The organism is Sphingomonas sp. MS122 (assembly GCF_049532975.1).
Taxonomy (GTDB): domain Bacteria; phylum Pseudomonadota; class Alphaproteobacteria; order Sphingomonadales; family Sphingomonadaceae; genus Sphingomonas.
Window position 1 is genome coordinate 2697492 of sequence record NZ_CP186695.1, and the last position, 16792, is coordinate 2714283.

At 70.7% G+C, this 16792-nt stretch carries 19 protein-coding genes; 9 read left to right on the forward strand and 10 right to left on the reverse strand.

The window, feature by feature from the left end:
• Positions 1 to 11: 11 nt before the first annotated feature.
• From ACO227_RS13090 to gspG, 4 genes are read right to left on the reverse strand one after another with little or no spacing between them, the layout of a single operon-like run.
• Positions 12 to 818: a type II secretion system protein N gene (locus ACO227_RS13090; RefSeq protein WP_423602263.1), complete on the reverse strand. Its 807-nt coding sequence runs from the start codon at positions 816 to 818 to the stop codon at positions 12 to 14.
• Entirely contained in the window at positions 815 to 1171 is a 357-nt protein-coding gene (gene gspI / locus ACO227_RS13095; RefSeq protein WP_423602264.1) for a type II secretion system minor pseudopilin GspI, read from the reverse strand. Before gspI ends, ACO227_RS13090 begins: the two co-directional genes overlap by 4 nt.
• A complete protein-coding gene (locus tag ACO227_RS13100) occupies positions 1168 to 1602 on the reverse strand; it encodes a prepilin-type N-terminal cleavage/methylation domain-containing protein (RefSeq protein ID WP_423602265.1) in 435 nt (144 codons plus the stop codon). The genes gspI and ACO227_RS13100 overlap by 4 nt, the downstream gene beginning before the upstream one ends.
• Before the next feature lie 41 nt (positions 1603 to 1643).
• A complete protein-coding gene (gene gspG, locus ACO227_RS13105) occupies positions 1644 to 2099 on the reverse strand; it encodes a type II secretion system major pseudopilin GspG (RefSeq protein WP_423602266.1) in 456 nt (151 codons plus the stop codon).
• 90 nt (positions 2100 to 2189) lie between these two features.
• Here gspG and gspL point away from each other — a divergent pair, with 90 nt between their 5' ends.
• Genes gspL through ACO227_RS13125 form a run of 4 tightly spaced genes read left to right on the forward strand, consistent with a single transcriptional unit; the run spans position 2190 to position 6464 of the window.
• Entirely contained in the window at positions 2190 to 3278 is a 1089-nt protein-coding gene (gspL, locus tag ACO227_RS13110) for a type II secretion system protein GspL (protein WP_423602267.1), read from the forward strand.
• On the forward strand, positions 3275 to 3781 hold the full coding sequence (gene gspM, locus ACO227_RS13115; protein WP_423602268.1) for a type II secretion system protein GspM: 507 nt from the start codon (positions 3275 to 3277) through the stop codon (positions 3779 to 3781). Before gspL ends, gspM begins: the two co-directional genes overlap by 4 nt.
• Positions 3778 to 5244: a type II secretion system ATPase GspE gene (gspE, locus tag ACO227_RS13120; protein ID WP_423602269.1), complete on the forward strand. Its 1467-nt coding sequence runs from the start codon at positions 3778 to 3780 to the stop codon at positions 5242 to 5244. Before gspM ends, gspE begins: the two co-directional genes overlap by 4 nt.
• Complete coding sequence (locus tag ACO227_RS13125) at positions 5244 to 6464, forward strand: type II secretion system F family protein (RefSeq protein WP_423602270.1); 1221 nt, start codon at positions 5244 to 5246, stop codon at positions 6462 to 6464. Before gspE ends, ACO227_RS13125 begins: the two co-directional genes overlap by 1 nt.
• On the opposite strand, the gene ACO227_RS13130 is transcribed toward ACO227_RS13125, so the two are convergent.
• Together ACO227_RS13130 and gspN are read right to left on the reverse strand one after the other, a co-directional pair.
• On the reverse strand, positions 6461 to 6775 hold the full coding sequence (locus ACO227_RS13130) for a DUF1905 domain-containing protein (RefSeq protein ID WP_423602271.1): 315 nt from the start codon (positions 6773 to 6775) through the stop codon (positions 6461 to 6463). The two genes, ACO227_RS13125 and ACO227_RS13130, sit on opposite strands and share 4 nt — an antisense overlap.
• Positions 6776 to 6779: 4 nt before the next feature.
• Entirely contained in the window at positions 6780 to 7490 is a 711-nt protein-coding gene (gene gspN / locus ACO227_RS13135) for a type II secretion system protein N (RefSeq protein ID WP_423602272.1), read from the reverse strand.
• A gap of 71 nt (positions 7491 to 7561) precedes the next feature.
• On the opposite strand from gspN, the gene ACO227_RS13140 reads away from it, so the two are divergent.
• From ACO227_RS13140 to ACO227_RS13160, 5 genes are all read left to right on the forward strand, one after another.
• A complete protein-coding gene (locus ACO227_RS13140; RefSeq protein WP_423602273.1) occupies positions 7562 to 8542 on the forward strand; it encodes a penicillin-binding protein activator in 981 nt (326 codons plus the stop codon).
• Complete coding sequence (locus ACO227_RS13145; RefSeq protein ID WP_423602274.1) at positions 8539 to 9075, forward strand: type II secretion system protein GspJ; 537 nt, start codon at positions 8539 to 8541, stop codon at positions 9073 to 9075. The genes ACO227_RS13140 and ACO227_RS13145 overlap by 4 nt, the downstream gene beginning before the upstream one ends.
• The gene (locus tag ACO227_RS13150) at positions 9075 to 9947 is read left to right on the forward strand and encodes a general secretion pathway protein GspK (protein ID WP_423602275.1); all 873 of its coding nucleotides are present in this window, start codon (positions 9075 to 9077) and stop codon (positions 9945 to 9947) included. Before ACO227_RS13145 ends, ACO227_RS13150 begins: the two co-directional genes overlap by 1 nt.
• Before the next feature lie 245 nt (positions 9948 to 10192).
• Entirely contained in the window at positions 10193 to 10582 is a 390-nt protein-coding gene (locus tag ACO227_RS13155) for a MerC domain-containing protein (protein WP_423602276.1), read from the forward strand.
• 84 nt (positions 10583 to 10666) lie between these two features.
• Positions 10667 to 11623: a bifunctional helix-turn-helix transcriptional regulator/GNAT family N-acetyltransferase gene (locus tag ACO227_RS13160; RefSeq protein WP_423602277.1), complete on the forward strand. Its 957-nt coding sequence runs from the start codon at positions 10667 to 10669 to the stop codon at positions 11621 to 11623.
• 4 nt (positions 11624 to 11627) lie between these two features.
• Here the strand turns inward: ACO227_RS13160 and hutU are convergent, their stop codons facing one another.
• The 4 genes from hutU to hutI are packed head-to-tail and all read right to left on the reverse strand — an operon-like array spanning position 11628 to position 16757.
• Positions 11628 to 13286 carry a urocanate hydratase gene (gene hutU, locus ACO227_RS13165; protein ID WP_423602278.1) on the reverse strand — a complete coding sequence of 553 codons (1659 nt, stop codon included), beginning with the start codon at positions 13284 to 13286 and terminating at the stop codon, positions 11628 to 11630.
• A complete protein-coding gene (gene hutG, locus ACO227_RS13170) occupies positions 13283 to 14077 on the reverse strand; it encodes an N-formylglutamate deformylase (protein ID WP_423602279.1) in 795 nt (264 codons plus the stop codon). Before hutG ends, hutU begins: the two co-directional genes overlap by 4 nt.
• A complete protein-coding gene (gene hutH, locus ACO227_RS13175) occupies positions 14074 to 15567 on the reverse strand; it encodes a histidine ammonia-lyase (RefSeq protein ID WP_423602280.1) in 1494 nt (497 codons plus the stop codon). Before hutH ends, hutG begins: the two co-directional genes overlap by 4 nt.
• Positions 15564 to 16757 (reverse strand): imidazolonepropionase, encoded by a 1194-nt coding sequence (gene hutI / locus ACO227_RS13180; RefSeq protein WP_423602281.1) that lies wholly within the window; start codon positions 16755 to 16757, stop codon positions 15564 to 15566. Before hutI ends, hutH begins: the two co-directional genes overlap by 4 nt.
• Between the last annotated feature and the right edge of the window lie 35 nt (positions 16758 to 16792).

The following is a 16792-nucleotide window of genomic DNA, read 5'->3' on the forward strand; positions in this document are numbered from 1 at the left end:
GGGCGGGATACCTAGCGGGTCGGGACGGTCAGCGTCACGGGCTTTCCGTCGCGAGTGATCTGAATCTGGGCGGAGCCGAGCGATTGCGCGGCGGCGATGGCGGCGGCGGCCTGGGCCTGCGTGTTGATCGCCCGGCCGTTGACCGAGGTGACGACGTCGCCGGGCTGAAGGCCGGGGGGAGCGCCGCTGCCGACTTGAACACCGCCTGGCACCGGTCTCAGGCCTGAGACAAGCTCGGACGAAAGTGCTACCGCGTTGGGCGAGCGCGGCGGGACGGATGGTGGCATCGCGGGCGCGGTCGGTGCCGACTGAGCCGGTTGTGCGGGCGGCTTTGCCGCGGCCGCGGCCTGCTGGTCGATGGTCAGCGTGGGATCGGGGAAGGCGAGGAACTCGATGCGGTTGTCGACGCGCAGCAGCACGCGGTCGCGCAAGATGCCCTCAATCGTTGCGCCGCCCGCCGCCTCGCCGACGCGGAACGGCTTGGCGGGCTCGCCGCTGACCTCGATATAGGCGACCGACAGCTCGGCGGGCGAAGCGGCGAACACGCCCTTGAGCTTGAGCGGAAGCGCGGTGGCCTGCGAGGCGTCGGTGATCGCGCCCTTGCCGAACGGCGCGAAGGCGAGCGCGGCGGTAATGTCGGCGGGCTGGGCGACCGGCCGCGCGCCGGAGGGAACCGTGACCGCGCCGGTGCTTGCATGGCCGGCGATCCGCCAGGTGAGGCCGGCGAGCGCGATCGCGACCGACACGACCACCGCGGCGGTCGCGATGTCGAGCGCGGTGCGCGCGTTGCGCGGCGAGAGATCGGGCAAGCTGATCATGCGCCGCCGCCCTCGACGAAGCCGTCGAGCGATGCAAGCGGAGTCCGCTCGCCCTGCGCGAATACCTGGATGCGGACCTTGTCGATGCCGCGATCCTCGGTGCGCGTGCGCGCGACCTCGACGCGCCATTGCTGGCCGAGCAGCTCGGCCTCGCGCGCGTTGGCGACGGGATCGGCGAGCTGGACTTCGGCGAGGCGGTTCTCGGCGACCCACATCGCGGCGGCGCGGCGCTCCATCGCGCGAGTCGAATCGATGTGGCTCTCGGTCGCGCGGACGAGCCCGACCGTGGCGATGGCGAGCACCGCGAGCGCGACCAGCGCCTCGATCAGCGAAAAGCCCTGTTCGCCCCTCATGACGCGGCCTCGACCCTGGTCGCGGTGGCGGTCATGCCGTCATAGCGGACCACCCATTTCTGGGCGCCATTCTCGATCGTCGCGGTGAGCGGCTTGCCCCCGCCATCGACGCCGAGCACGACGGGCGGGCGCGCGTCGAGCGTGACGACGATCCCGCCGGGCAGCTGGTGGAAGGCGAGCGCGTCACCGAGCGGGGCGAGCTTGCCGTCGCGCCCGACCGCGGCGAAGCCGTAGCCGTGGCGCTCGGCGGTGAAGGCGATGATGCGGTCGCCGATCATCGCGTCGTCGGCGGCCGCCTGGAGCCGCAGCGCGAGGCGTCGCGCCTCGGTCTCGACTGAAGGGGCTCGCGTCGCCGCGCCGACCCCGAGCGCGACGCCGCCCGCGGCGATGCCGATGATGACGAGCACGATCAGCATCTCGATGAGCGTCATGCCGCGCTCAGCGTTGCTGATCCCATCCCCCCGCACGGGCGTTATCCGCCCTTCGCGTCGAGATCGGCGTCGAGTTCGGTGCCGCCGGGCTTGCCGTCCTTGCCGAGCGACTTGAGCTCGAAGCCGCTGCCGGTCGAGGAGTAGACATAGGGATTGCCCCAGGCGTCGACCGGATTCTCCGAGACATAGCCGCCCTCGGGCCATGCCGCGGGGACGGGCGGGGTGACCGGCTTCTCGGCGAGCGCCTTGAGGCCCTGTTCGGTGGTCGGATACTGGCCGTTGTCGAGGCGGTACATCTTGAGCGCGCTCGACAGGCTGGCGAGGTTGGTCTTGGTGGTGGTGACGCGCGCCTGGTCGGGGCGGCCGACGACGTTCATCGTGACGAGGCCCGCCACGATCGCGATGATGACGAGCACGACGATCATCTCGAGCAGGGTGAGGCCGGCTTCGGCATGGGGAACGGCGCGGCGCTTGCCCTGGCGAACGCCAACTGCCACGGTGTCATGGAACTGTTTCAAAACTATGCGCATCGCGGCCCCATGCGTCCTTCCCGTGAAAGCAATGTTACAACCAGAGCGCCCCGAACCATGATCGATCAAGCCGAATCGGGCACAGCAGAGGTCCGCGCCGGCGGCGTTTGGGCGCTATCCGGCGGGCGGGCGATCATAGCCGAGCCGGACGGTCCTGCAACCTTGCTGGTGCCGAGCGAATCGGTGCTACTCCTAGTGGTCGACCTGCCGCTCGGCACGCATGCCAAACGAGTGGCGGCCTTGCCCTTCGCGATCGAGGACCGGATCGCCGATCCGATCGACGCGGTGCACATCGCGCTGGGCGGCGAGATCGCGCCGAGACGCTATCTGGTGGCCGTTGTTCGGCACGCGCAGATGCGCGAATGGGTCGAGACCGCCGAGGCGGCAGGGCTCGCGCATGCCGCGATGGTGCCCGACGCGCTGGCGTTGCCGGTACCGGACGAAGGCTGGGCGGCCGAGGCGAACGAGGGCCGCGTGCTGGTGCGCAGCGGAGACGGGACCGGCTTCGCGGTGCCCGCTGCATTGGTCGGACAGGCGTGGGAAGCGGCCGGGCGACCGCGCATCTGGAACACCGGCTCGGCGCCGATCGGCGAGCTGCCGCAGGAGCCGCGGCCGGCGGGTGGCGGCGGGCTGGCCGAGCGGCTGGCCAAGCCGGCGGTGGATCTGCGCCAGGGCATCTATGCGCGGCGCGCGGCGGGCGGGAGCAGCTGGCTCAAGCGGCTCGGCTGGATCGCCGCGGCGGGAATCGCGGCGCACACCGTGATCGGCGTGGCGGACGCCGTGATGCTCCGCGCAATCGCCGAGCGGCGCGCCGACGACACCCGCGCGGCAGTGGCGCAGGCGGCGCCGGGCGCCAATCTCGGCGAGGACCTGCAGGCGAGCGTGACCGACATGCTGCCCCCGCCGGGCGCGGCGGGCAGCCAGTTCGTGCCGCTGGTCACGCGCACCTCGAACGCGCTGGCGCCGCTGTCGAGCGCAGTGACGGCGCGGTCGATGCGGTTCGAGGGGAATGCATTGGTAATGGAGATCGAGCCGGGCGAGCCCGGGCTTGCCGGCCGCGTGCGCGATGCGATGCGCGCGGCGGGCGTGAACGCCGAGGTCGCGGCGGGGCAGGCCGGCGCGCTGCGCCTGACGGTGCGCGCATGAGCGGGATCCGCATCACGCGCAGCCCTACGCTCGACGCCTGGGGGACGCGGATCGGCCAGTGGTGGAGCGGCCTCGCCCCGCGCGAGCGCTGGCTGGTCGGCACGTTGGGCGTGATCCTCGCGGCGCTGGTGCTGGTGTTCGGCATCGTCAAGCCGCTTCAGGCGGCGCGTGCCGATGCGCTGGCCGATATCCGTACCTACGAAACTCTGACCGCGCGAGTCCGCGCCGCTGGGGTGCTGACGCCACAGGGCGCACGCCCGCAGCAGCGGGGCGGCTCGCCCGCGGAGGCCGCGCAGGCGGCCGCGGGTGAGGCGGGGATCACCGCCAACGTCGTGCGGGGCGGGGCGGGGCTGACCGCGCAGGTCGCCGAGGCGCCCTATGAGGGCGTGGTCGGTTGGATCGCCGATGTCGAGCGCACCACGCCGCTGCGCGCGCGCCGGGTCGAGCTGCGCAAGGGCGGCGCGGCCGGGCGTGTCAGCGCGACCGTCGAGTTCGCGCAATGAGCGAGGTGATCGAGACGTTGCCCTATGGCTATGCGCGCCGCGCGGGCGTGGTGCTGCGCGCCGGCGCGGGCGGGCTCGAATGCGTGCATCGGCCCGATGCGACGCTCGATGCGCTGCTCGAGGTGCAGCGGATCGCGCCCGCGGCGCGCTTCGTGGCGGTCGAGGAGGCCGTGTTCGACCAGGCACTGGCGGCGAGCTATTCGGGTAGCGCCGGCGCGGCGGCCGAGCTCGATCTCGGCGACATGGATCTCGCGGCGCTGGCCGACAGCGCGGCGGCGGTCGACGACCTGCTCGACACGCGTGACGATTCGCCCGTGATCCGGCTGATCAACGCGCTGCTGCTCGAAGCGGTGAAGGAAGGCGCGTCGGACGTGCATGTCGAGACGCAGGAGAAGCGTGTCGTGGTGCGCTTCCGCATCGACGGCGTGCTGCGCGACCGGCTCGAGCCGCGGCGCGAGCTGGCGCCGTTGCTGGTCAGCCGTATCAAGGTGATGGCCAAGCTCGACATCGCCGAGAAGCGCGTGCCGCAGGACGGCCGCGTGACGCTGCGCATCGGCGGGCACGACGTCGACGCGCGCGTCTCGACGCTGCCGACCCAGCATGGCGAGCGCGTGGTGATGCGCCTGCTGGAGAAGGGCTCGCTCAAGCTCGACCTCGAGCATCTCGGCATGAGCGAGCGTGACCGCGAGGTGTTCGCACGGCTGCTCGAACGTCCGCACGGCATGCTGCTGGTTACCGGCCCGACCGGATCGGGCAAGACGACCAGTCTCTACGCCGCGCTCCAGCGGCTGAACGACCGCAAGCGCAATATCATGACGGTGGAAGATCCCATCGAATACGAGCTTCCCGGGATCGGCCAGACGCAGGTCAATTCGCGCACCGGCATGACCTTCGCGCGCGGGCTGCGCGCGATCCTGCGTCAGGACCCGGACGTGATCATGGTCGGCGAGATCCGCGACCAGGAGACCGCGGAGGTTGCGGTGCGATCGGCGATGACCGGGCATTTCGTACTCTCGACGCTGCACACCAACAGCGCGGTGGGATCGGTGACCCGGCTGATCGACATGGGCGTGGAACGCTACCTGCTCGCGCCGATGCTGGTCGGGCTGGCGGCGCAGCGGCTGGTGCGGCGGTTGTGTCCGAGCTGCCGCCGCGAGGACGTCGCGAGCGAGGGCGACTCGTTGCTGCTCGGCGGCGCGATCAAGCCGGGCGAGAAGCTCTGGCGCGCGATCGGGTGTGAAGAGTGCCATGGCGATGGTTATCGCGGCCGCGCCGGCCTTTATGAGGTCGTGCCTGTCGACGAGCGCTTCCAGGCGATGATCCATGACGGTGCCTCGGAGGCCGAGATCGAGGCGCATGCACGGCAGGGCAGCCCCGCGCTGCTCGACGACGGCGTGGCCAAGGTGCGGGCCGGGGTGACCACGGTCGAGGAAGTCGCGCGGGTCGTGCGGGAAGAGGCCTGATGCCCGCCTTCGCCTACCGCGCCGCCGATCGCGGGGGCGCCGAGAAGAAGGGGCTGATCGAGGCGAGCAGTCCCGCGGCGGCGCGCGCGATGTTGCGCCAGCAGGGGCTGCTGCCGCTGGCGGTCGATCCGGCAGCGGAACGCCGCGCCGGAAGCCTGAGGCTCCCCAGGCTCGGACGAACGGGCATGAGCGCGCGCGAGCTGGCGACGGCGACGCGGCAGATCGCGACGCTGGTGGGATCGGACATTCCGGTCGAGGAGGCGCTGCGGCTGGCGGCGAGTCAGTCCGAGGCACAGCGCGTCTCCACAATCCTGCTCGAGGTGCGCGCCGCGATCCTCGACGGGCGCAGCTTCGCCAACGCGCTGGGCACGCACCCCAGGACCTTTCCCGAATTCTACCGCGCCTCGGTCGCGGCGGGCGAGGCGTCGGGCAAGCTGACGGAGGTGCTCGAGCATCTCGCGCACTTCGTCGAGAACCGGCAGGCGAACGGCCAGAAGCTGCAGCTGGCGTTGCTCTATCCGGGGCTGCTGGCGACGGTGTCGCTGGGCGTGATCGTGCTGTTGCTGGTCTATGTCATCCCCGACATCGTCAAGGTGTTCGTCTCGCGCGGGACCGATCTGCCGCTGCTGACGCGGATGCTGATCGCGATCTCGGGCTTTCTGCAGGCCTGGGGGCTGTACATCCTCCTCGCGGCGCTGATCGGCTTCGTGATCTATGGCCGCTGGGTGGCGAACCCCGCCAACCGGCTCAAGGTGCACCGCGCCTTCACCGAGCGCTGGCCGTTCCGCCGCTTCAGCCGCCAGCACAATGCCGCGCGCTTCGCCGGGAGCTTGGCCACGCTCGTGTCGAGTGCCGTGCCTTTGGTCGAGGCGCTGCATGCGGCCGCTGCGGTGACGCCCAACCGCTGGGTGCGCGAACGGGCGCTGCACGTCGCGGCTCGGGTGCGCGAGGGGATCAGCCTGCGCGCGGCGATGACCGAGGCGGGGGTGTTCCCGCTGATGCTTACCGCGATCGTCGCGTCGGGTGAGGCGAGCGGGCAGCTCGGCCCGGCACTGTCACGCGCCGCCGACGAGCTCGACCGCGAGCTCGACGCGGTGACCAGCGCGATGGTCGCGCTGGTCGAGCCGCTGGTGCTGCTGCTGATGGGCGGGATCGTGCTGATGATGGTGCTGGCGATCCTGCTGCCGATCATCAACCTCAACGACCTGGTGACGCTCTAGGCCGGCTCGACGATGCGGACCCGCATCGCGACCTGGTCACCGGGCAGGATGCCGGTGGCCTTGCGCACCGCGAGCTTCAGCGGGACGAGATAGCCGCCGTCGCGGGGGAACAGCGAGGTCTCGAACGACTGCCCCCGCGCCTCCGCCTCGACCGGGACGCAGCCCCAGCCATAGCTGGCGATGCGGGCCGCCCATTGCACTTCGCCGGTGTGCGCGTCGGGAATGGCCACGAAGTAGAAGGGGGCCGGTCCGCGCCATTCGATGACGCGCCCGTCGAAGGCGATGTCGACCAGCGCCGGCGATCCGCCCATCGCGCTACATCAGCCCCTCGATCGTCGCGCCGGGGGGCATGCCCGTGAAAGGCAGGACGCGCGCGCCGTCGGCGGTCATGCGGACGCTGAGCCTGCCGTCCTCGCTGAGCGTCGCGTCGACCAGCGTCCGGCGGCGCTGCGTGGCGGGGGCGATGCGGATGCGGGTGGCGGTGCCGACCTTCTCGGCGGTGAGCAGCAGCGAGGGCACCGCGACCGCCGCGCCGCCGCTTTTGGGGGTGCAGGTGCCCGGGTCGGTGGTGAGCTTGCCGTCGATCGCCTGGCCCGAACCGCCGATCGCGATCTTCGCGAATTCGAGCTGCATCACCAGGTCGCAGGTGAAGGGCAGGTTGGGCTGGAGCGCCTGGAGGATCGACGAATGGGCGCTGCCGCTGACGTCGTCGAGCACGGTGCGGCCGAAGCGCATCAGGCCGCGCCCGCCCATGTCGGTGTCGGGGCCGGTCGCCTTCCAGTCGGCGGCGAAGGCGAGGCTGGTGAGCGAGCGCAGCGGCGCCCAGTTCCACTCGAACTTGCTGCCCCCGGCGACGCCGACCTCGCCGTTCCATACCGTTCCGGCGACGCCGGTGCGCCATGGCCGGTTCTTGAGGAACACGCTGGCCGGCATCGTCGCGAGCATCGCCAGCGCATAAGCGGCTATGCCGAGCACGACGAAGACGGTAAGACGCCGCCGTGCCGACCAAGACGCCAATCCGGACACCGGCGTTCCACCGCCGCGACTTGTTGAAATCAGGCCTGTTGCTGCCGCCGGCATTGCTTGCGAGTCCCTCCGTGTTCGCCGCCGCCGTGCAGGACAAGAAGCCCAAGCGCGACAAGCGGCCGGTGGCGCTGCTGCTGCCGCTCTCCGGCCCGCGCGCCGCGCTGGGCCTTAGCATGCGGCAGGCGGCGTTGCTCGCGGATTCTGGGCCCGAGATCACCGCCTACGACACCGGCGGGACCGCGGCGGGCGCGGCGCTGGCGGCGCGCAATGCGCTCAAGGCCAAGGCCGCGATGATCCTGGGACCGGTGACCGCGGAGGAGGTCACCGCGGTGGGCCGCGAGGTCGCCGGCCGCGTGCCGGTGGTGGCGTTCAGCAACAATGCCGTGGTGCGCGCGCCGGGCAGCTGGGTGTTCGGCATCACGCCGAGCCAGGTGACCAGCGCGATCCTGCGCTACGCCCGGTCGCGCGGCATCAAGAGCGTTGTGGTGATCGACGACACCTCGCCGTGGAGCGCCGCGGCGGCGCTGGCGGCGGGCAAGGTGCAGGGCGAGATCGGGATCGACGTACGCGTGCTGACGGTGACCGCGAACCAGCCCTTGCCAGTGGCCGGGGATGCGCCCGATGCCGTATTGCTGCCCGGGAGCGGCGAGGCGGTGCTGGCGGCGGCGCGCAACCTCAAGGAGACCGGCATCCAGCTGCTCGGTACCGTCCAGGCGCTGGACCACCGCCCGGCCTCGCTCGAGGTGCTGAGCGGCGCGTGGCTGGCCAGCCCGGATCCGGCGGCGTTCGGACGCTTTGCCGGGGAGTTCCGCTCGCGTCATGGCGGCGATCCGGGCGCGCTGGCGGCGCTGGCCTATGATGCGGGCGGGATCGTCAAGGTGCTGCGGGGCAAGGGCGAAATCAGCCAGGCGGCGCTGCTGCGCGAGACCAGTTATCCCTGCGTCACCGGCAATGCCCGTTTCCGCAGCGACGGCAGCGTGGCGCGCGAGCTGGCGATCCTGCTCGCCGGGCCGACCGGGTACGAGCCGGTCGCGGTGAGCCTGGGGGCGTGAAACCGGAAGCAGGAGAGGAGGGGTTCACCCTTCTCGAGCTGATCATCTCGCTGGGGCTGTTCGCGCTGATCGCGGTGGCAGGGCTGGGGCTGCTCGACAGCGTGCTCAACGTGCAGGGACGGACCGAGACCCGGCTGAGCCGGCTCGCCGACCTGCAGCGCGCGATGTTCGTGATCCAGAGCGACCTCGACCAGATCACGCGCGGCGAGGTCTCCGGAGGCGGGAGCGGCATCGCCTTCACCCGGATCGCGGGCGGCATGGGCGGGCCGCCGGTGCCGGTGCGCTATGGCGCGGCGGAGGGCGTGCTGGTGCGCTCGGCGCCGCAGCCGCAGATGCTCTTGCAGGGCGTGGCGGAAACGCGGTGGCGGTTCCGTGACGGCGGCGCCTGGATCGACCGCTGGCCGCCGAGCGAGGAACGCAAGGCCGAATGGCCGCGCGCGGTCTCGATCGAGATGCAGGTCGCCGGGGTGCAGGGGCCGCAGGGTTCGTTGCGCCGGGTGGTCGTGCTGCCCGATCGGCCGAGGGACCAGTGATGGCGCGGCGTGACGACGAGCAGGGCATGATCCTGGTCAACGTGCTGATGTTCGTGGCGATCGCGAGCGGACTGGTGCTTCTGATGATCAGCCGCGAGGAGCTGGCGCTCGACCGCTCGCTCAGGGGCCGCGAGGCGGCGCGGGCGGCGGCGATCGTGCGCGGCGGCGAGCTGTCGGCGATCAGCGCGCTGCGCCGCGATGCGCGGGAGGCGCCGGATGTGGACCATGCCGGCGAGCCCTGGGCCTCGATCGGGGCGAAGGGTGCGGCGATCGACGGGGGCAGCTTCGACCTAGCGGTGAGCGACGCCGAAGGGCGGTTCAACGTCAATTCGCTGCGCAGCGGCGAGGTGGCGCCGGTGCTGCTGTTCCAGAAGCTGGCGGCGATCGCGGGGCTCGACGAAGCGCAGACGACGCAGGCGATCGCCTATGTCCGCGGGCAGGGGCCGGTGACCGACGTGCGGCCGATCCGGCTGCTGCCCGGCGCGGATCAGGATGCGATCGCGCGGCTCGAGCGGATGGTGACCGCGCTGCCCGGCAACACCAGGATCAACCTGAATGCCGCCGACCAGGAACTGCTCGCGATCCTGTTCGACGATCCGGTGGTCGCCGAGCGGCTGGTCGCGATCCGCAAGCGCAACGGGCAGATCACGCTGCGCGACCTCTCGGACCAGAAGGTCAGCCAGCCGCCGGGCACCAGCTTCCAGTCGAGCACCTTCTGGGTGCGGGTGCGCGCGACGATCGGCCAGACGGCGCAGGACGGGGCGACGCTGATCCAGCGCAAGGTCGAGGAGGACGGCACCGTCGAGGTGCGGCCGGTGGCGCGCTGGCGCAACGCCGCGGTGCCGCCCGAGGCGCCGGCGCTGGGCGGCTAGGCGCGAAGAATCTCTGCCACGCTTGTGCGAGGCGCAGTGCGGAAGTTTGCACTGAGTTGACACTATCGCGCGGTTTTCCCCGCATGGTGCCAGGCACGAGTTCGACGAATCGAAGAGCGGACGGCGAGTTGCGCCAGCAGGATTGGACCAGGCGAAATCCAACATTGCAAGCGTGTAAGCCGGCAGGGGTTGAAATTGATGATACAATGTATCATGTGGCTCCGCGTGCAATAGGAGGTGCGGCGATGCGGGCGATGATCGGCAAGTGGTTCGACGGATTTGCAGTGGGCGCGTCGGCGCTGTGCCTGGTGCATTGCCTGGGCCTGCCGCTGCTGATCGCGGCGCTGCCGGCGATCGCCAACCGGATCGGCCCGGGGGAGGGATTCCACCTCGCCGTGCTGCTGTTCGCGATCCCGACGAGCGCGTTCGCGCTGATCGAGGGCTGGCGGCGGCATCGCGGGCTGGCGCCCTTGTTCGTCGGCGGAATGGGCCTGGCGCTGCTCGCGCTCGGACTGGCGTTCGAGCAATGGGTGGCGGTCGAGACGGGCGTGACCGTGGCGGGGAGCCTGTTGCTTGCCGGCGCGCATGTGGCGAATTGGCGCCGGCGCGCCCTCAGGGCCGCGAGCGGGGCCTAGCCCGCCCATCGTCAAGCCGGCACCATTGACTCGATCTCGTGCAGTTATATATCGCGTTATATATCCCGTTATTGGAGGCGCGGCGTGACGGACTTGATGGAGCAGATGGGCGCCGCTTTCCTGGGAAGCCGCCTCAAGCGGCTGGGCGAGCGGATGCAGGCAGGCGCGGCGCGGATCACGGCCGATGCCGGCCTGCCCGTCCAGCCGTCCCATATGGCGTTTCTCGCCGCGCTCGACGGACAGGCGCTGACGGTCGGCCAGCTGGTGCAGGCCGTGGGGATCAGCCAGCCGGGCGTGACGCGCTCGATCGGCCAGCTGGTGGAACTCGGGCTTGCCCAGTCCGAGCAGGGCGAGGATCAGCGGCAGCGGACGATCTCGCTCACGCCCGCCGGAACCGCCGTGCTGGCACGGGCCAAACTGTATGTCTGGCCGCAGGTGGAGGCGGCGGTCCACGCGCTGTTCGGCGGCCGGGCGGATGCGTTCGTCGACCAGATCGCGGGGCTGGAGGCTGCGCTGGAGGCGACGCCGATCGACCTTCTGGCGAGCCGGGCCAGCCCGGAAATCCTGACGATCCGGGAATATAGCGACGACCTCGCGGGCCAGTTTCACGACATCAACGCCGAGTGGATCAACGCGATGTTTCGCCTGGAGCCGATCGACCGCGACGTGCTCGAAAATCCCCGCGCGAGGATCGTCGATCCCGGCGGCGTCATCCTGTTCGTCGAGGCGAAGGGCCTAGGCATCGTCGGCACTTGCGCGCTGCTGAAGACCGGCGCGAACAGCTACGAACTGACCAAGATGGGGGTGCGCGAATCGGCGCGCGGGCTGAAGGCGGGCGAGTTCCTGCTGGCGGCCGCGATCGAGCGGGCGATGTCGATCGGCGCCGACCCGCTCTACCTGCTCACCAACGCCAAATGCGCGGCGGCCATCCATTTGTACGAGAAGCTCGGCTTCCAGCACGATGCCGGGATCATGGCGCAATATGGCGCGCTCTATGCGCGGTGCAACGTGGCGATGCGCTATCGCGCGAAGGGGGGCTGAGTCCTCACAGGATCCCGGGCAGGTCCAGCCCCATCTCGCGGGCGCAATCCCGCGCGATCTCGTAGCCCGCATCGGCGTGGCGCATCACGCCAGTGGCGGGGTCGTTCCACAGCACGCGCTCGAGGCGCCGCGCCGCCTCCGGGGTGCCGTCGGCGACGATGACCATGCCCGAATGCTGCGAATAGCCCATGCCGACGCCGCCGCCGTGATGGAGCGAGACCCAGGTCGCGCCCGATGCGGTGTTGAGCAGGGCGTTGAGCAGGGGCCAGTCGGAGACGGCGTCGGAGCCGTCGCGCATCGCCTCGGTCTCGCGGTTGGGGCTGGCGACCGAGCCGCTGTCGAGATGGTCGCGGCCGATGACGATCGGGGCCTCGAGCTCGCCGCTCGAGACCATCTCGTTGAAGGCGAGGGCGAGTCGGTGGCGGTCGCCGAGGCCGACCCAGCAGATGCGCGCGGGCAGGCCCTGGAAGGCGATGCGCTCCTTCGCCATGTCGAGCCAGTTGTGGAGGTGGCGGTTGTCCGGGAGGAGCTGCTTGACCTTCTCGTCGGTCTTCCAGATGTCCTCCGGGTTGCCCGAGAGCGCAGCCCAGCGGAACGGGCCGATGCCGCGGCAGAACAGCGGGCGGATATAGGCGGGGACGAAGCCGGGGAAGGCGAAGGCGTTGCCGACGCCCTCGTCCTTGGCGACCTGGCGGATGTTGTTGCCGTAATCGAGCGTGGGGATGCCCATTTCGTGGAAGGCGAGCATTGCGCGGACATGCGTGGCCATCGAGGCGCGGGCGGCCTTCTCGACCTCGTGCGGGGCGGTCTCGCGCTTGGTGAACCACTCGTCGAGCGTCCAGCCGGCGGGGAGATAGCCGTTGACCGGATCGTGCGCGCTGGTCTGGTCGGTGACGATGTCCGGGCGGACGCCGCGGCGGACGAGTTCGGGGAGGATTTCGGCGGCGTTGCCGAGCAGGCCGACCGAGACGGGCTTGTCGCTGGTACGAATGATCTCAAGCGCTTCATCGATGCTGTTCGTAGCGCGATCGAGGTAGCGGGTGCGCAGGCGCATCTCGATCCGGCTCGGCTGGCACTCCACCGCGAGGCACGAGGCGCCCCCCATGGTCGCGGCGAGCGGCTGCGCACCGCCCATGCCGCCGAGGCCGGCGGTGAGGATCCACTTGCCGCTGAGGTCGCCGCCATAATGCTGGCGGCCGGCCTCGACGAAGGTCTCGTAGGTGCCCTGAACGATGCCTTGCGTGCCGATATAGATCCACGAGCCGGCGGTCATCTGGCCGTACATCGCCAGCCCCTTGTGATCGAGCTCGTGGAAATGCTCCCAGGTCGCCCAGTGCGGGACGAGGTTGGAGTTGGCGATCAGCACGCGCGGGGCGTCGGGATGGGTGCGGAACACGCCGACGGGCTTCCCCGACTGGACCAGCAAAGTCTGGTCGGCGTCGAGCTTGCGCAGTGCCTCGACGATGCGGTCGTAGCTCTCCCAGTCGCGCGCGGCGCGGCCGATGCCGCCATAGACGACCAGGCTCTCCGGCGCCTCGGCGACGTCGGCATCGAGATTGTTCATCAGCATGCGCAGGGGGGCTTCGGTGAGCCAGCTCTTCGCGCTGAGGTCGGTGCCGGTGGGCGCCTTGATGCGGCGGCTGTTGTCGGTGCGGGTGGTCATGCTTGGGCCTTCGCGAAATCGATGCAGGCGGTGAGGATCGGGCGGAGGATCTGCTGGCAGGCTTGTGCCGTTTCCTCGTGCCACGGCGGAGGCCAGTCGTCCGGGGTCTCGATCAGATAAGTGCGCATCGCCAGTTCCATCTGGATCGTGTGGACGCCTTCGTCCGGGCGGGCATAGTGGCGGGTGATCCAGCCGCCCTTGAAGCGGCCGTTGGTGACGCGGCTGTGCGGGCTCGCGTCGCAGATCGCCTCGATCGCGGCGGTGAGGGCGGGGGCGCAGGACGCGCCGTCATTGGTGCCGATGTTGAAGTTGGGCAGTTCGCCGTCGAACAGCTTGGGGACGACGCTGCGGATCGAGTGGGCGTCGTAGAGGACGATTCTCGGGTGGAGCGCGCGCAGCCGCTCGATCTGGAGCGCGAGGGCAAGGTGGTAGGGATCGAACCACTCGGCGCGGCGGCGCTCGATCTCGTGCGGGTCGGGAAGGGTGCCGGGCTCGTAGAGGGACAAGCCGTCGAAGGTCTGGATCGGGCAGAGGCCGGTGGTGAACTGGCCCGGGTAGAGGGTGTGGCCCGACGGATCGCGGTTCACGTCGATCACGGTGCGCGAGACGGTGGTGCGGACGATGGTGGCGTCGAGCTCGCGCGCGAAGGCGTAGAGATGGTCGACATAGAGGTCGGCGTCGTGGCGGGCGAGCTCGGGCGAGACGAGGCCGAAGATGCCCTCGGGGATATCGGTGCCGGCATGGGGGATGCTGACGATGAGCGGGGCGCTGCCCTGTTCGACGCGGATCATCGCTCGATTCCCGGGAGGTTCTCGCCGAGCGCGCCGCTGGTCACCAGCGCGGTGGCGGCGGCGATGTCGGGGGCGAAGTGGCGGTCATCCTCCAGATGGGGGACTTGCGCGCGGAGCAGGGCGCGGGCGGCCTCGAGCGGCTCGCTCGAGGTGAGCGGTGCGCGGAAGTCGCAGCCTTGGGCGGCGGCGAGATATTCGATGCCGAGGATGCTGGCGAGGTTGCGGGTCATGTCGAGCAGGCGGCGCGCGCCGTGCGCGGCCATCGAGACATGATCTTCCTGATTGGCCGAAGTGGGGATCGAATCGACGCTGGCGGGATAGGCGCGCTGCTTGTTCTCGCTGACCAGGGCGGCGGCGGTGACCTGGGGGATCATGAAGCCGGAGTTGAGGCCGGGGCGCGGGGTAAGGAAGGCGGGAAGGCCTGAGAGGGCGGGATCGACCAGCATCGCGATGCGGCGCTCGGCGAGGCTGCCGATCTCGCAGATGGCGAGCGCAAGCATGTCGGCGGCGAAGGCGACCGGCTCGGCGTGGAAGTTGCCGCCGGAGAGGGCTTCGCCGGTATCCGTGAAGATGAGGGGATTGTCGGTCACGCCGTTGGCCTCGGTTCCGAGCGTGGCGGCGGCCTGGCGGATGAGGTCGAGGCAGGCGCCCATCACCTGGGGCTGGCAGCGCAGGCAATAGGGGTCCTGCACGCGTTCGTCCCCTTCGCGGTGCGAGGCGCGGATGGCGGAGCCTGACATGAGGGCGGCGAGCGCGTCGGCGACCTCGATCTGGCCGCGATGGCCGCGGACGGCGTGGATGCGCGGGTCGAAGGGGGTGTCGGAGCCCTTGGCGGCTTCGGTCGAGAGCGCGCCGGTGACCAAGGCGGCGCGGAACAGGCGCTCGGTCTCGAACAAGGCGGCAAGGGCATAGGCCGTGGAGAATTGCGTGCCGTTGAGGAGGGCGAGGCCTTCCTTGGGACCGAGCGTGAGGCTGCCGAGCATCTGGCGCGCGGGGCGGGCGATGCCGTCGATGAGGACGTCGCCGGTGCCGATCATCGCCGCGGCGAGATGCGCGAGCGGGGCGAGGTCGCCGCTGGCGCCGACCGAGCCCTGCGCCGGGATCAGCGGGGTGATGCCCCGGTCGAGCATGTCCTGGAGCATCGCGATCGTCGCGGGCTTCACGCCGCTATGGCCCTGGGCTAGGCTGGCCAGCTTGAGCGCGATCATCAGGCGGACGACCCGGGCGGGCATCGGGTCGCCGACGCCGGCGGCGTGGCTCAAAACGATGTTGCGCTGGAGCGTCTCGAGGTCCTCGTCGCCGATCTTGACCGAGGCGAGTTTCCCGAAGCCGGTGTTGATGCCGTAGACCGGCTCGTGGTGGGCGAGGATCGCCTGGACGGCATCGGCGCTGGCCCGGACCTTGTCGTGGCAGGCGGCGTCGAGCGGCGCGGGCTCGCCGCGATAGATCGCGTTCCAGGTGGCGAGCGGGGTGTTGCCGGGGGTGATCATATGCCTGCGTGGATCCGGGCGTGGAGGGGGTTGGCGCCGATGCGGTAGACCAGCTCGGCGAGGTCGGTGACGTTCCAGATGGCGAGATCGGCGGCCTTGCCCGGTTCGAGCGTGCCGGTCCGGTGGTGGAGGCCGAGCGCTCTCGCGCCGTTGACGGTGACGCCGCGCAGGCATTCGGCGACGGTGAGCCGGAAGAAGGTCGCACCCATGTTCGCCGCGAGCAGGATCGAGGCCATCGGCGAGGTGCCGGGGTTGCAGTCGGTGGCGAGGGCGATCGGGACGCCGGCGGCGCGCAGCGCGGCGATCGGCGGACGGCGCTCCTCGCGGGTGAAGTAGAAGGCGCCGGGGAGCAGCGTCGCGACGGTGCCCGAGGCGGCCATCGCGGCGATGCCGGCTTCGTCGAGATGCTCGAGATGGTCGGCGGAGAGCGCGTTGTGGCGCGCGGCGAGCGCGGCGCCGTGGAGGTTGGAGAGCTGCTCGGCGTGGAGCTTGACGGGGAGGCCGCGGGCGACGGCGGCGGCGAGGACTCGGTCGGTCTGGGCGGGCGTGAAGCCGATGCCTTCGCAGAACGCGTCCACGGCGTCGGCGTGGCCGACCGCGGCGGGGATGATCTGCTCGCAGACGAGGTCGACGTAACCGTCGGCGTCGCCCTTGTACTCGGGCGGGACGGCGTGCGCGGCGAGCAGGGTGGTGCGGATGCGGATAGGGCGCTCGGCGGCGAGGCGGCGGGCGGCGCGGAGCATCTTGAGCTCGTCGTCGAGGGTGAGGCCGTAGCCGGACTTGATCTCGACGGTGGTGACGCCCTCGGCGATCAGCTGGTCGAGGCGGGGGAGGGCGGTGGCGATCAGCTCGTCCTCGCTCGCGGCGCGGGTGGCGGTGACGGTGGAGAGGATGCCGCCGCCGGCTCTGGCGATCTCTTCGTAGGTCGCGCCTTCGAGGCGGGCCTCGAACTCCTTCGCGCGATTGCCGGCGTGGACGAGGTGGGTGTGGCAGTCGATCAGGCCCGGGGTGATCCAGCGGCCTTCGCACTCGATGATCTCGATGGCGTCGGGGGCGTCCGCGGCGGGGCCGGCATAACTGATGGTGTCGCCCGCGACGGCGACCGCACCCTGCTCGACGAGGCCGAGGCCGTCGCCCGCCATCGTCGCGAGACGGGCGTTGCGCCAGAGCTTGTCCGCGGGAGTCGCCATGCGCCTTATGGTTGGACAAGCGCATCATTATGTCT